Here is a 13160-nt window from a genome sequence, read left to right on the forward strand (position 1 = left end):
AAGAATAAGTCCGACTGCTTGCGTTACCGGCCTTGCTACCAGGTGCAGCCCACCCCGTAGCGCCGTTTAATGGTTGCCGTAAATCCCCGCCACACCTTCGGGGGCACCGCGGCCGCGGCCCCGCATTTCCACAGCCCGCGCCCCGCCCGTTGCGCCGCCAGCTGCTGCGCGGCCCGCCCCGCCACCGCCCGGTTCGGGTCAAAGGCCCACGCCCAGCCGCGTACCACGAGCAGCGAATCCAGCGCCCGCGCCGGCCCGCCCGGCCCCGCCGGCACCCGCACCCGGCCCAGCGTCCGCCCGTACAGGTCCGTGCCCTGCCGGCGTAGCCACACCAGCGGTGCCACCCCGCCCGGGCGCAGCAGCGCAGCCACCGAGTCGGTCGCCTGGGCCCCAAAAGCTTGGTCGTGCTCCGGCGCGTCCACACCCAGCAGCCGCACCCGCACCAGTTGCCCGCCCGTTAGCACCTCGTAAGTATCGCCGTCCACCACGCGCACCACCCGGGCCGCTTCCCAGGCGGGTTCCACCACCACCGCCCGCAGCAGCGCGGGCCGCTCCCCGGCCAGCGCCCGGCCCGCCACTGGTGGCCCCAGGCCGCCCTGCGGCGTCAACCCCAGCCCCGCGGCTACGGCCAGGGCACCCGCTGCTACCACCAAAATTGTTCGCGCCAATCCTTGCGCTGTTCGCATCCCGTTCATGCCCACAAACCTACCGGGTGCCCTTACGGGTTGTATATTCGTAGGCCCGCAAGTGCCCCGTTTTGCCCCGTATTCATGCCCCAGGTCGCCATCCACCCCAAAGAAGCCGCCACCATTACCGGCAACGGTTACGACGCCGCCAAGCGCCTGCTCCAGCGCGTGCGCGCCCGCTTCGGCAAACCCACCGGCTCCTACGTGTCGGTCGGGGAGTTTTGCGCCTACACCGGCCTGCCCGAGCCCGAAGTGCGCGCCGCCCTCCACCAGGCCTTGGTCAACCGCTAGCAGCGCCCGCCGGCCGTGGCTCGCCCGTACTTGCCCCGTAGCTCGCCCGTACCTGAGCCGTAGTTACACGGCTTCCCGTCGGCCCGGCGGCACCGAGTTGGCAGGAGCTTTTAGGTGCTAGTTTCGGTCCCCGTAATCCTGCTTCCGAAACCCCATGTGGTCTTTTTGTCGCACAACTATTGCCCGCCCCTGCCAACTCCTACTGCTCGGGGCGCTGGCCGCGTGCCGTCACGCGCCCACGTTTGAATTGGAAAAAAGCTACGGTTACCGAATCGTGTTGCAGATGCCCGGCGAGGAGTTCCAGCTCCGCAGCAAGAAGCAGCGGTTTTATCAGTTCCGAAACCACCCGGCCCCGGCCGAAGCTGAAATGTTCGCTTACTTCATCCAACACCACGGCGGCGGGTACAGCATCTTCGCCCCACCCAAAAGCGACCGGCTCGATACCGTTGAACTGGCTGTGCCCGCCGCCCGTGCCGATAGCCTCTTTGACCTAACGCAAGCTTTCTTCCGCACGCTGCGTTTTGCCAACCCCGACACGGTGCGGACTGGGTCCTACACGATAGAATCGGATGACGTGCCGGGCATCCTACAAATCTCCTGGCACGGCCAAACCCTAATGGGCCGGATAAATGCCTTGCACGATGGCACCACGGCCCGGCAGAACCAAGCCTTTCTTCGCGTCAACCGCAGCTTCGCAACCTTACCATTTCCGCCGCCGGCCCCACGCAATGCCGGACCCTAGCACCTGATAGCGTGATGCAAATGGCTCCGATTTTTGCAATACTGCTGGTGCTGTACCGCTCCTGGCACGCTGTACAACCCCGTTTGCAGGCTACTACTGGGTCTGGGTCCTGGTATCTTGCCCGCCCGGCCGGCCCCGGGTACGAAGCGGTTCATTACATTTCATGCGGAAGTGCTCCGCGGCGGTATGCGGGAAATAAATAAAAAACAACTCATTGCGCTGGCCATCCTGGCCGGGCTCAACCTTCTATTCAGCAACTTAGTTGCGGGCAACGGGCAACGCCTCACCGGCGAGGCAGTGCTAGCGCATTCGCCGGAAATGCGGCGGGCAACGCTCGTTTCCTTTGTATTTGGACTCCAAGCCATCAGTTTCATTCTAGGCGGATTTGCGGCTCTAATTCCTTACAAGAAAAAACTTTACAGTGAGAAGTGGCTAACTTTTTCCCTCGGCATCGCCATCACCATCCAAGCCATATTTCTATTGGGAGCAGTGGTAAAGCTAATTTTTTGGTAACAGATGAGCAGTATTATTGGGGCAACAGTTTGAAAGCCCCAGCCCACTTGCCAGCTCCTGTAACTTCCGGTACCCTTCACGAAATTGAAAGCCCAGGTGCTCAGCGCCCAGCTGCCGCCGCATGAAGCCCACAGGCATCCTATTCACTACGCTTATGAGCTTTGCCAGCGGCTTGCAGCAAGTTCATGGACAAACGACGCCCAATACCACGTACTCCGACCCCGATGAAATCCGATTAGCAGCGCCCCAAGCCCTTGCCCAAGCGGCGCAAAAGGCGTTTTCTGTAGCCGAAAGAACCAGCCTGTGCGGGTTGGGGCGGGGCTTCATTTCCTTTACTTGCCAAGTGAGCAGCAGCGGGCGCATCGAGGCCATTACCGAGATAAAGCGCTACCAAGCAGCTCATACCATCCCAGCTTCGGCCGTTGGCAAGCTCGCCGAGAGTATCCGTCGCAACGTGGTCTTTCATGTGCCCACCGCAGACAAGCCCGCCCGCATGAGTCGCTTCCGCCGGCCCTCCGTGGTCGTGCCGCTGAAAGTGTTTTGCAAGTAGCCTCTCCTCTACGTTTATCATGCTCGGTGACGCTATAAGTGGGCAGTATTTCACCTTGGGGAGCAACGGCGTTACTTCTCCAGAATGCTTTTAACACGCACAGGCCAGCGCACAGGCCGTTGTGTACATGCGAGAACGCCCAAGCAAAGCCCCGCCTACGCCGCTAGGCCTTGCGCCGCGGGGCCGTCCGGTACCACCGCGCACACTTCTTCGGCCCGCACCCCCGCGCCAACGGGGGCCCCGGCCCCGGTGCCTTCCCAAATCCGGCGCATGGTCTGGTGCTGCAAGTCTTCCACCACCTTGGCGTAAATCATCGTCGTCTGAATCTTGGCGTGGCCCAGCACCTTTTGCAGCACCTCCACCGGCATGCCGCGCAGCAGGCTTTGCGTGGCAAATGTGTGGCGGGCCGTGTGCATGCTCACCAACTCCCACTTCGCCACCGGCCGCTTCATAATTTGCCCGCCCAGCGTTTCCACCACTTCCACCGCGTCGGCCACGCCCGCCAGCCGGCAGATGCGCTTGAGGTAGCGGTTCATCACCTGGTTGGCCGTCGAGGGCAAGAGCCGCTCCCGGGTGCCGGCGTACTTGTCGAGCAGGGCCCCGGCCGGCGGCGTGAGGTAGATGCTGACCCCCGTGCGCGTCTTGGTCTGCGTCAGCCGCAGGATGCGCCCGCCGTCCCACTCCTTCACGTTGCCCGCGTGCAGGGCCGAGAGGTCCGAGTAGCGCAGCCCCGTGTAGCAGCAAAACAGAAAAGCGTCCCGCACGGGCCCCAGGTTGTCGGGCAACTTGACCGTTTCCAGCCGTCCCAGCTCGGCGGCCGTCAGCCACACTTTTTCCACGTCCTCCCACTCCACCCGCAGCTTGGCCGGGTCCACGGCCAGCGCCTGCCCTCGCTCGTCGCGGGCCCACGCCAGAAACGGCTTGAGCTGCTTGACCACGCCCGCCACCGTGTTTTGGGCCGACCCGCGCACGTCCCGCAGGTGCCCCAACAGCCCGTCGTGCATCTCGGCGTCGTAAGCGGCCGTCGTCAACCGGTTGGGCCGCGTCGCCGCAAACTCCAACAACGTGTTGTGCGCCGTCTTGTAGCCTTTCAGAGTATGAAACCGGAACCCCCGGGCCCGCAGCACCTCGATGTACGCCCCGAACAAGTCCGTGAGCAGCGGGGCCGGCGGCAGGTCGGCCGCCGCCACTTTTGGAGCCAAGGCCTCTTTCAACAGGGTAGGGGTAACCGCCACTCCCGCCGTGCGCAGTTCTCGGTAGGCTTTCACCACGTTCCCGTCCAGCGCATCCAAAACATCGTTGGCGTCCTGGTACCCGGCAAATGATTTCCGGAACCGGCCCTTCTCTTCGTTCCACTCGTTGGCCAGGCACCGTTCTGAGGTTGCCAGCCGCAACCGCTGGCCGTCGAAGTACGCCCGCAAGTGAATGACACACCGGCCGGCCGAATCGGGGCGGTCTGCCCGCCGCTCAAATTGAATAGTCATGCTAATAAAAATTGGGGGTGAGTGGGGGCGTAACTGGGGGCGTGTTTGGGGGCGTACTTCCCGTAGTAAGTAGGTATATGTCGCGTAGTGGCCCAAACGAAAGAACCCCCGAAAAGTGCCTTCTACAACGCGAGAGGCGGCTTTTCGGGGGTTCCCGTAGCAGTGTGTCGTACCCGGAGCCGGAGTCGAACCGGCACATCTTGCGATATTGGTGTTTGAGACCAACGCGTCTACCGGTTCCGCCATCCGGGCAGGATGAGCTTGATTAGAACAATTCCGCTCTGCCGGTATCAGGAGCGGGCCGCAAAGGTAGCCACTTGCCGCTGGATGCGCAACAGGTAGCGCTTCTTCAGGTAATAGGTGAGCACTTGGTGCAGGGCGGCGGAGCGGTGGTCGGCGGGGAGCTGCTCGTAGCCCGCTAGTACCGGCTCGATGCCGGCGTCGAGGCCATCGGCCAGGGCCTGGGCTTCGGCGGCCACGGGGGCTACGGCGGCGGGGGTGGGGTCCAGCTCCAACTCCATCAGCTGCTCGTTGAGGTCCATCACGTCCATCAGGAAGTCGGGGGGCAGCTTTTCCGACTGGCCCTCCACCAGCAGGCCGTGGTGGCGCAACAAGTAAGCCATGCGCTGGTCGGCGTCGGCCAGGGTGCGGTAGGCGTAGGTGTTGAGGGTGGCCTGGCGCAGCATCTCGGCCTGATTCTCTGGGCTGGAAGTGGCGTGGAAGTCGGGGTGGGTTTCGCGGCTTTTGGCGTAGTAGAGGCGCTTGAGGGCGGCCTCGTCGGGCCGGAACGACTCGGGCAGGCCGTAGAAAGCGAAGTAGTCGGTAGGGGTGGGGGCGGGCATGGGGCGAAGGTAGGGCGGCGCGGGGCCGGGCAGTGGGCTCCTGCTTACCGCCAAAGCCGCCCGATGGTTTTGCCCGGTTCGGCGGCACAACGGCGGGGCCCGGCGAGAACGGCCCCCGGGAGGTAGCCAGCGGCGAGGTTTTTTCGTTAATGGCGGAATACTTTCTCTTTATGGTGCTTACTACTTTATCGTTTGTTCATTGGGCACGCCGCGCCGCCGTGTGGGTGCCCTTGCTGGGCCTGGCCGTGGCTTGCGGCGGCAAAAAAGATGCTGCCGACGACGGCGGCGCGGGCGGCAAAGGCCCCGGCGGCAAAGACGGGGGCCCGCCCAAAATCCTGCCCTACGCCGTGGTGCAGGTGCAGCCGCGCACCACGGTGCTCTACAACGATTTTCCGGCCACCATCCAGGGCCAGCAAAACGTGGAAATCCGGCCCAAGGTGGACGGTTTCGTGGAGGCCATTTACGTGGACGAAGGGGCCCCCGTGAAGAAGGGGCAGCCGCTGTTCCGTATCAACGCGCCGCAGTACCAGGAGGCCGTAAACACGGCCCAGGCGGGCATTCAAACCGCCGTGGCCAACGTGAATTCGGCCCGCATGGGTGTGGAAAAGCTCCGGCCTTTGGTAAACAAGGACATCATCAGCCCCTACGCGCTCCAGGAAGCGCAGTTCACGCTGCAAGGCCAGGAGGCAGCGTTGGCCCAGGCCCGCGCCACGCTGGCCAACGCCCGCACCAACGTAGGCTATACGCGCATTTTGAGCCCGGTGAACGGCGTGGTGGGCACCATTCCCAACAAAATCGGCAGCCTCATCAGCACTACCTCCACCGACCCGCTCACCACCGTCACGGGTATTGCCAACGTCTACGCGTACTTCTCGCTGAACGAAAAAAGCCTGCTCAACTTCACCCGCGACAGCCCCGGCAATACGCTGCAAGAAAAGCTGGCCCAGCGGCCCAACGTGCAGTTGCTGCTAGCCGACGGCACCCTCTACAAGCAAACGGGCCGGGTGGAAACCGCCATCGGCCAGATCAATACCCAAACGGGCTCCAGCAGCTTCCGGGCTTCGTTCAGCAACCCGCAGGGGTTGCTGCGCAACGGCAGCAGCGGCACCATCCGGGCCCCGCGCACCATTAAGGACGCGCTGCTGGTGCCGCAAAGCGCGACGTATGAGTTGCAAGGCAAGCAATTTGTGTACGTGCTGGGCCCCGGCAACAAGGTGCACAACACCCAGGTTACGGTGCAGCCCACGCCCGACGGCCAGTTTTTCGTGGTGCGCTCGGGCCTGAAAAAAGGCCAGACCATCGTGCTCGAAGGCGTGAGCGGCCTCAAGGACAACGGCCAGATTAAGCCCCGTCCGGTGCAGGCCGACAGCGTGTTTGCCGCCTCGCTAGCCAAGGCGGGAAATGAGAATAAGTAATTGTCAGGCCGTTGGGTCCTGTAAAATTCCAAGGTCGTCATGCCGAGCGCAGCCGAGACATGACGACCTGCTTTAGTATAAAATATTAGCAGACAAATAGATGCTGAAAATATTCATTGAGCGGCCAGTTTTGTCCACGGTAATTTCCGTGCTCATTGTGCTGCTCGGGCTGCTGGGGCTGTACACGCTGCCCATTGCCCAGTACCCCGACATTTCGCCGCCCACGGTGCAGGTGTCGGCCTCCTACAGCGGGGCCAGCGCCGACGTGGTGCAGAAAAGCGTGATTGTGCCGCTCGAAGAGCAAATCAACGGCGTGGAGGGCATGACGTACATGACCTCCACGGCCACCAACGAGGGCGGGGCCACCATCCAGGTGTACTTCAAGGTGGGCACCAATGGCGACCAGGCCGCCGTGAACGTGCAAAACCGGGTGGCCAGCGCCACCAGTGTGCTGCCCCAGGAGGTGACCCAGGCCGGCGTGCAGGTGCGCAAGCGCCAGACCAGTAACCTGATAACGGCGTCCATCTACAGCGACAACCCGGCTTACGACCAAACCTTCCTCCAGAACTACGCCGAAATCAACATCATTCCGCAGCTCAAGCGGGTGAATGGCGTGGGCGACGCCACGGCCTCGGGCCAGCGCACCTACTCGATGCGCATCTGGCTGAAGCCCGACGTGATGGCCAACTACGGCCTCACGCCCGCCGACGTGTCCACGGCCCTCAACCAGCAGAGCCTGGAGGCGGCCCCCGGCAAGTTCGGTGAGAACGGCGACCAGTCGTTTCAGTACATCATCAAGTACACCGGCAAGCTCCAGTCGCCGGAGGCATTCGGCAACATCATCCTGCGCGACCAGGCCCAGGGCCAGATTCTGCGGCTTAAGGACGTGGCCCGCGTGGAGTTAGGGGCCCAGGCCTACAACACCCGCGTGACGGTGAACGGCAAGCCCTCCGTTAGCGTGTCGGTGAACCAAGTAGCGGGCTCCAACGCCTCGCAGGTGATTAAAGACGCTAAAGCGGCGCTGGCTCTGGCGGCCAAGGATTTCCCGGCCGGCGTGCACTACATCCTGCTGGTTGACATCAACAAGTTTCTCGACGCCAGCATCGAGAAGGTGATCCACACACTGCTGGAGTGCTTCGCGCTGGTGTTTTTGGTGATTTTCCTGTTCCTCCAGGATTTTCGGTCCACCATCATCCACGGCGTATCAGTGCCGGTGTCCATTTTGGGCACGTTTTTCTTTTTGTACGTCTTCGGGTTTAGTATCAACTTGCTGACGCTCTTTGCGTTGGTGCTGGCCATCGGCATCGTGGTGGACGACGCCATTGTGGTGGTGGAGGCCGTGCACGCCAAGCTCGAAAGCGGCTACACGTCCTCGCGCAAAGCGGCCATCGACGCCATGGGCGAAATCTCGGGGGCCATCGTCAGCATCACGCTCGTGATGGCGGCGGTGTTCGTGCCGGTCACGTTCATCGGCGGCTCTACGGGGGTGTTTTACAAGCAGTTCGGCATCACGCTGGCGGTGGCCATTCTCATCTCGGCCGTGAACGCCCTGACCCTGTGCCCGGCCCTGGCGGCGCTGTTCCTTAAGCCGCCGACGCACAACGAAGCGCCCAAGGAAGGGGAGAAGCGCACGTACATGCAGCGCTTCGGCGTGGCTTTTAATGCCGGTTACGACGCGTTGGTGGGCAAGTACACTGCTGGCGTGGGCTTCCTCACGGCGCGCAAGTGGCTGGCGCTGGTGTTCGTGGGCCTGTTCGGTGGGGGCCTGTACTTGCTGATGACCAACACGCCGTCGAGCTTCGTGCCGCGCGAAGACATGGGCACGCTCTTCGTCAACATCACCCTGCCGCCGGCCGCCTCGCTCGAGCGCAGCGCCGTCATTGCCGACGAGGTGGACAGCCTCTCGCGCAGCATCCCGGCCGTGGCCAATGCCCTGCGCACGGTGGGCCAGAACTCGCTCGCCGGCCAGGGCAGCTCCTACGCCCAGGAAATCATCGCCCTCAAGAACTGGGACGACCGCCCGGGCGTGACCAACGAGGACGTGATTGCGCTGCTGAAGAAGAAAACTGCCTACATCCGCGACGCCAAGCTGGTATTTACCTCGCTGCCCACCATCTCGGGCTTCGGCCTGAACGGCGGCTTCGAGTTTCAGCTGCAAGACCGCGGGGCCCACAGCACCGACGAGTTCTACAAGGTGGCCCAGGGCTTCCTGGCGGCCCTGGGCGAGCGGCCCGAAATCCAGTACGCCACCACATCCTTCAACCCCACGTTTCCGCAGTACTTGCTGAGCGTGAACGCCGTGAAGTGCGCCGAGGCCGGCGTGCCCGTCAGCGGCATCCTGGCCGTGATGCAGGGCTACTACGGCAGCCTGTACGCCTCCAACTTCAACGATTTTGGCAAGCAGTACCGCGTTGTCATTCAGGCCGATACGAACTACCGGGCCAACATTGCCGGGCTGGGCAAGGTGCAGGTGCGCACCGGCTCCGGGGTGATGGCGCCCATCACCGAATTCGTGACCCTGACGCGTGTGTACGGCCCCGAAAGCGTGGCCCGCTTCAACCTCTACAACTCGATGGCCGTGCAGGGCTCGCCCAACGTGGGCTTCAGCACGGGCCAGGCCATCACGGCCATCCAGGCCGCCGCGGCCCAGCACCTGCCGCCGGGCTACAGCTACGAATTCTCGGGGCTGAGCCGCGAGGAACAGAGCAGTGGCACGCAATCCATTTACGTGTTTGCGCTGTGCCTGGTGTTTGTGTATTTGCTGCTTAGTGCGCAGTACGAGAGCTACTTGCTGCCGTTTGCAGTGCTGCTGTCGCTGCCCGTGGGCCTCACCGGCACCTTCGTGTTTGCCAAGCTCTTCGGCATCGACAACAACATCTACCTCCAGATTTCGGTGATTATGCTCATCGGCCTGCTCTCCAAAAACGCCATCCTCATCGTGGAGTTTGCCGCCGAGCGCCGCCTCAAAGGGCTTAGCATTGCCGACGCCGCGCTGGAAGGCGCCAAGGCCCGCCTGCGGCCGATTCTGATGACCTCGTTCGCCTTCATTTTCGGGCTGATGCCGCTGCTGTTTGCCAGCGGCGCGGGGGCCAACGGCAACCGCTCCATTGGGGCGGGGGCCATTGGCGGCATGCTGTTCGGCACCCTGCTGGGCGTGTTCGTGATTCCGGTGCTCTACATGATTTTTGAGGGCTTGCAGGAGCGCATCAACGGGGCCCCCAAGGACCGGCTGGAGCAGATGCAGCGCGAGGAAGCCGAAGCCCCGCCCGGGGCCCCGGCGGCCCCCGGTGCCCCCGCCGCCAAGCCGGAGCCCGTGCCAGCGTAGGACTCTCCGCTACCGAGCTTCGCACACTGCCTATGAAACCGTTATCATGCTATCAGTAAAACCGTTAATAACTAAGCAGGTACGCTACTGGTTCCCGCTGCTAGGGGCCCTGCTGCTGGGCGCGTGCGCCGCGCTGCACCCTTACCAGGGCCCCAACGCGGCCGCGCCCAACCTCTACCGGGGCGCGGGCACTGCCGATACCGCCAGCATCGCCACGATGCCTTGGCGCGCGGTGTTTGCCGATGCGCCGCTGCAAAAGCTGCTGGAGGAAGGGCTGAGCCAGAACCTGGATTTGCGCATCGCCGTCACGCGCATTCAGCGGGCCCAGGCCAACCTGGCGCAGAGCCGGGCCCAGTTCCTGCCCAGCCTCTCGGCGCGGGGCAGCGCCACCGAGTCCCGGTCGAACAACAATACCGGCGTGGGCACCATCACGGGCACCGGCACGACAGGAACGGGTACGACCGGTACCGGGACGGGCACTGGCACCGGCGGTACTGGCACCGGCGGTACTGGTACCGGCACCGGCGGTACGGGAACGGGCGGAACCGGTACGGGCACCACGGGCACCGGCACCAACGACCCCAACGCCGTGGTCACCAGTCAATTCAATCAGCAGTACCTGCTCACGCTCAGTTCGAGTTGGGAGGCCGACATCTGGGGCAAGCTGCGCAGCAACAAGCGCAGCTACGTGGCCGCGCTCCTGCAAAGCGAGGCCTACCGCCGCGCCGTGCAAACCCAGCTAATCGCCAACATCGCCGACGATTACTACCTGCTGCTGGCCTACGACGAGCAGCTGGCCATCACGCGCCAGACCGTGCAGAACCGCATCAAGGACGTGGAAACCACGAAGCTGCTGAAAGATGCCGCCATCCTGACGGGCGCGGCCGTGGCCCAGAGCGAGGCCAACCTGTACGCGGCCCAGGTCTCGATTCCCGACCTGGAACGCAACATCCGCGAGACCGAAAACACCATCAGCCTGCTGCTCAACCGGGCCCCGGGGCCCATCGAGCGCAGCACCCTGGCCGCTCAAACCCAGCCGGCGCTGCTGCAAACCGGCGTGCCCGGCCAGCTGCTGCGCAACCGCCCCGACGTGCAGGAGGCCGAGGCCGCCTACCGCTCCTACTTCGAGCAGACCAACGCGGCGCGGGCCTATTTCTACCCCTCGTTCACCATCACGGCCAACGGCGGCCTCACCAACACCAGCGTCCGCGACCTGTTTTCGCCCAATGCCCTGTTCGGTACGCTGGTGGGCGGGCTGGTGCAGCCCATCTTCAACCAGGGCCTCAACCGGGCCCGGCTGCGCAACGCCCAGGGCTTCCAGGACGAGTACCTGCTCACCTACCAGCAAACGCTGCTGAACGCCGGCCAGGAGGTATCCAACGCCCTGTTTGCCTACCAGACGGCCGGCGAGAAGGTGGCCATCCGCACCAACCAGCTCGCCTCGCTGCAACGGGCCGTGGACTTTACCCAGGAACTAGTAAAATACAGCTCGGCCACATACACCGACGTGCTGACCTCGCAGCAGAGCCTGCTCGCCGCCCAACTCAGCAGCATCAACGACCGCCTTCAGCAGCTCCAGGCCACCACCGACCTCTACCAGGCCCTGGGCGGCGGCTGGCGCTGATGTTTTGGCTGTAAAACGGCGTGTCACCCCATTCTACTGCGTGGCATTAAAGAATTGGCGGAAATCACGCCTCGTCACGGCGGGTGAGTGAGGAGAAGGCAAACGGCGGGGCCCCGAACAGCCGCTTGGTGGCCGGCCACACCTCGCCGAACAGCGCCGATTGGCGGTAGGCGTCGAGGGCCGCCGCGTCGTCCCAGTGGCTGTAGGTGCAGAAGATGTGGGGCTGGTCGGCGTCCTGCCACAGCTCCAGGTGGCGGCAGCCGGGCTGCTGGCGGATGCGGGGGGCCGTGGCCCGGAAAATGGCCCGGAAATCGGCCACCCGGGCCGGGTCAAACGTCATGCGAACCACGCGCAGCAGCATAGCGGAAACCAGTTGGTGAGGGGCAAAGATGGCCCGGTGGCAACCCGCGCCCACCAAAGCCCGGCGCTGAACTAAGTTTCTGCCGGACCGTAAGCCACCCTAATTCATCATAGCATTTCATTTTTTCCTTCATGAACACCATTTATTCGCGTTCCGCCGCGTCGCTTTGGCTAGCGGCCCTGGCCGCTGGCCTGCTGCTGGGCGGCTGCAACGGCAAGCCCGCCGAAACCGACGCCAGTAAAACCACCGTGGTCGTGCCCGGCTCGGAAACCAAAGCCTCCGACAGCACCGCCACCGCCAAAGCCGGCGCGGTGAAGCCCACCGGCCCCAAGCCCGCCTGGGGCCCCACCATCGCCCCCGAAATGCAGGCCGTGATTGAGCAGCTGATGAGCTTCAAGTCGCCGCCGCTCACGTCCGTCACGCCCCAGGCGGCCCGCCAGCTGCCCACCGCCGCCGACGCGGCTATGAAGGAAATGAAAGCGGCCGGCATCCCCGTGCCCCCCATGAACGTGGACACCGTGGGCAAAACCCTGGTGCCCGGCGTGCGGGCCCGCATCTACACGCCCAAAACGGGCACCGCGCCCTTCCCCGTCATCGTGTACTACCACGGCGGCGGTTGGGTCATTGCCGGCGTGGACACCTACAGCTCTTCCGCCCAGGCCCTGGCCGAAGAAGTAGGGGCCGTGGTGGTGTCGGTGGCCTACCGCCAGGCCCCGGAGCACAAGTTCCCGACGGCCCACGACGACAGCTTCGCCGCCTACCAGTGGGTGCTCAAGAACGCTGCCAGCATCAAAGGCGACCCCAAGAACGTGGCCGTGGTGGGCGAAAGCGCCGGCGGCGGCCTCGCCGGGGCCGTCAGCCTGATGGCCCGCGACAAGAAAGTAGCCCTGCCCAAGTACCAGGTGCTGGTGTACCCCATCGCCGGCTACGACCAGAACACGCCGTCCTACCTGAAAGCCACCGACTACGTGCCCCTCAACAAGGCCGCCATGGGCTGGTTCTTCAAGAACTACCTGCGCAGCCCCGCCGACGGCAAAGACCCGCGCATCGACCTGGTGAACGCCAACCTGAAAGGCCTGCCGCCCACCACCATCATCGGGGCCGAGCTGGACCCGCTGATGAGCGAAGGCAAAACCCTGGCCGACAACCTGCAAAAAGCCGGCGTGAAAGTCGATTACAAGCTCTACCCGGGCACGACCCACGAATTCTACGGCATGGGGGCCGTGGTGCCCCAGGCCAAAGAAGCCGAGCAGCTGGCCGCCGACGACCTAAAAAAGGCGTTTGGCAAGTAGGCTTTATTGCTCTATTGGCGTATCATTAAAACGTC

12 protein-coding genes and 1 tRNA gene are annotated in these 13160 nt (G+C 63.9%); 8 read left to right on the forward strand and 5 right to left on the reverse strand.

Features of this window, described 5'->3' with window-relative positions:
• Positions 1 to 35: 35 nt before the first annotated feature.
• Positions 36 to 650, reverse strand: a complete 615-nt coding sequence (locus HNP98_RS14490) for a thermonuclease family protein (RefSeq protein ID WP_317171114.1) — start codon at positions 648 to 650, stop codon at positions 36 to 38.
• A gap of 120 nt (positions 651 to 770) precedes the next feature.
• On the opposite strand from HNP98_RS14490, the gene HNP98_RS14495 reads away from it, so the two are divergent.
• The 4 genes from HNP98_RS14495 (at position 771) to HNP98_RS14510 (ending at position 2782) form a co-directional block, all read left to right on the forward strand.
• The gene (locus tag HNP98_RS14495; protein ID WP_173810831.1) at positions 771 to 977 is read left to right on the forward strand and encodes a hypothetical protein; all 207 of its coding nucleotides are present in this window, start codon (positions 771 to 773) and stop codon (positions 975 to 977) included.
• Between the two features lie 247 nt (positions 978 to 1224).
• Positions 1225 to 1719: a hypothetical protein gene (locus HNP98_RS14500; RefSeq protein WP_173810832.1), complete on the forward strand. Its 495-nt coding sequence runs from the start codon at positions 1225 to 1227 to the stop codon at positions 1717 to 1719.
• 171 nt (positions 1720 to 1890) lie between these two features.
• Positions 1891 to 2232, forward strand: a complete 342-nt coding sequence (locus tag HNP98_RS14505; protein WP_173810834.1) for a hypothetical protein — start codon at positions 1891 to 1893, stop codon at positions 2230 to 2232.
• A 154-nt stretch (positions 2233 to 2386) separates the two neighbouring features.
• The gene (locus HNP98_RS14510) at positions 2387 to 2782 is read left to right on the forward strand and encodes a hypothetical protein (RefSeq protein WP_173810835.1); all 396 of its coding nucleotides are present in this window, start codon (positions 2387 to 2389) and stop codon (positions 2780 to 2782) included.
• A gap of 155 nt (positions 2783 to 2937) precedes the next feature.
• On the opposite strand, the gene HNP98_RS14515 is transcribed toward HNP98_RS14510, so the two are convergent.
• The 3 genes from HNP98_RS14515 to HNP98_RS14525 form a co-directional block, all read right to left on the reverse strand.
• Positions 2938 to 4266 (reverse strand): site-specific integrase, encoded by a 1329-nt coding sequence (locus HNP98_RS14515; protein WP_173810837.1) that lies wholly within the window; start codon positions 4264 to 4266, stop codon positions 2938 to 2940.
• 170 nt (positions 4267 to 4436) lie between these two features.
• Positions 4437 to 4518 (reverse strand) — tRNA-Leu (locus HNP98_RS14520).
• A 38-nt stretch (positions 4519 to 4556) separates the two neighbouring features.
• Positions 4557 to 5108 carry an iron-sulfur cluster co-chaperone HscB C-terminal domain-containing protein gene (locus tag HNP98_RS14525; RefSeq protein WP_173810839.1) on the reverse strand — a complete coding sequence of 184 codons (552 nt, stop codon included), beginning with the start codon at positions 5106 to 5108 and terminating at the stop codon, positions 4557 to 4559.
• A 170-nt stretch (positions 5109 to 5278) separates the two neighbouring features.
• Here HNP98_RS14525 and HNP98_RS14530 point away from each other — a divergent pair, with 170 nt between their 5' ends.
• From HNP98_RS14530 to HNP98_RS14540, 3 genes are all read left to right on the forward strand, one after another.
• The gene (locus HNP98_RS14530; protein WP_173810840.1) at positions 5279 to 6523 is read left to right on the forward strand and encodes an efflux RND transporter periplasmic adaptor subunit; all 1245 of its coding nucleotides are present in this window, start codon (positions 5279 to 5281) and stop codon (positions 6521 to 6523) included.
• Positions 6524 to 6623: 100 nt separating this feature from the next.
• The gene (locus tag HNP98_RS14535; protein ID WP_173810842.1) at positions 6624 to 9848 is read left to right on the forward strand and encodes an efflux RND transporter permease subunit; all 3225 of its coding nucleotides are present in this window, start codon (positions 6624 to 6626) and stop codon (positions 9846 to 9848) included.
• A gap of 46 nt (positions 9849 to 9894) precedes the next feature.
• Positions 9895 to 11472 carry an efflux transporter outer membrane subunit gene (locus HNP98_RS14540; RefSeq protein ID WP_173810844.1) on the forward strand — a complete coding sequence of 526 codons (1578 nt, stop codon included), beginning with the start codon at positions 9895 to 9897 and terminating at the stop codon, positions 11470 to 11472.
• Positions 11473 to 11536: 64 nt separating this feature from the next.
• Here HNP98_RS14540 and HNP98_RS14545 read toward each other — a convergent pair whose 3' ends face one another.
• Complete coding sequence (locus HNP98_RS14545) at positions 11537 to 11833, reverse strand: putative quinol monooxygenase (protein ID WP_173810846.1); 297 nt, start codon at positions 11831 to 11833, stop codon at positions 11537 to 11539.
• Between the two features lie 131 nt (positions 11834 to 11964).
• On the opposite strand from HNP98_RS14545, the gene HNP98_RS14550 reads away from it, so the two are divergent.
• Entirely contained in the window at positions 11965 to 13125 is a 1161-nt protein-coding gene (locus HNP98_RS14550; RefSeq protein ID WP_173810848.1) for an alpha/beta hydrolase, read from the forward strand.
• Positions 13126 to 13160 lie beyond the last annotated feature (35 nt).

The sequence above is a fragment of the Hymenobacter caeli genome (assembly GCF_013294115.1).
Classification (GTDB): Bacteria; Bacteroidota; Bacteroidia; order Cytophagales; family Hymenobacteraceae; genus Hymenobacter; species Hymenobacter caeli.

What these genes read in the sequence shown, in the direction of transcription:
- HNP98_RS14540 (WP_173810844.1), top strand. Translation starts at nt 9,895, where the DNA reads ATGCTATCAGTAAAACCGTTAATAACTAAGCAGGTACGCTACTGGTTC.
- HNP98_RS14545 (WP_173810846.1), bottom strand. Translation starts at nt 11,833, where the DNA reads ATGCTGCTGCGCGTGGTTCGCATGACGTTTGACCCGGCCCGGGTGGCC.
- HNP98_RS14525 (WP_173810839.1), bottom strand. Translation starts at nt 5,108, where the DNA reads ATGCCCGCCCCCACCCCTACCGACTACTTCGCTTTCTACGGCCTGCCC.
- HNP98_RS14535 (WP_173810842.1), top strand. Translation starts at nt 6,624, where the DNA reads ATGCTGAAAATATTCATTGAGCGGCCAGTTTTGTCCACGGTAATTTCC.
- HNP98_RS14495 (WP_173810831.1), top strand. Translation starts at nt 771, where the DNA reads ATGCCCCAGGTCGCCATCCACCCCAAAGAAGCCGCCACCATTACCGGC.
- HNP98_RS14510 (WP_173810835.1), top strand. Translation starts at nt 2,387, where the DNA reads ATGAGCTTTGCCAGCGGCTTGCAGCAAGTTCATGGACAAACGACGCCC.
- HNP98_RS14550 (WP_173810848.1), top strand. Translation starts at nt 11,965, where the DNA reads ATGAACACCATTTATTCGCGTTCCGCCGCGTCGCTTTGGCTAGCGGCC.
- HNP98_RS14515 (WP_173810837.1), bottom strand. Translation starts at nt 4,266, where the DNA reads ATGACTATTCAATTTGAGCGGCGGGCAGACCGCCCCGATTCGGCCGGC.
- HNP98_RS14530 (WP_173810840.1), top strand. Translation starts at nt 5,279, where the DNA reads ATGGTGCTTACTACTTTATCGTTTGTTCATTGGGCACGCCGCGCCGCC.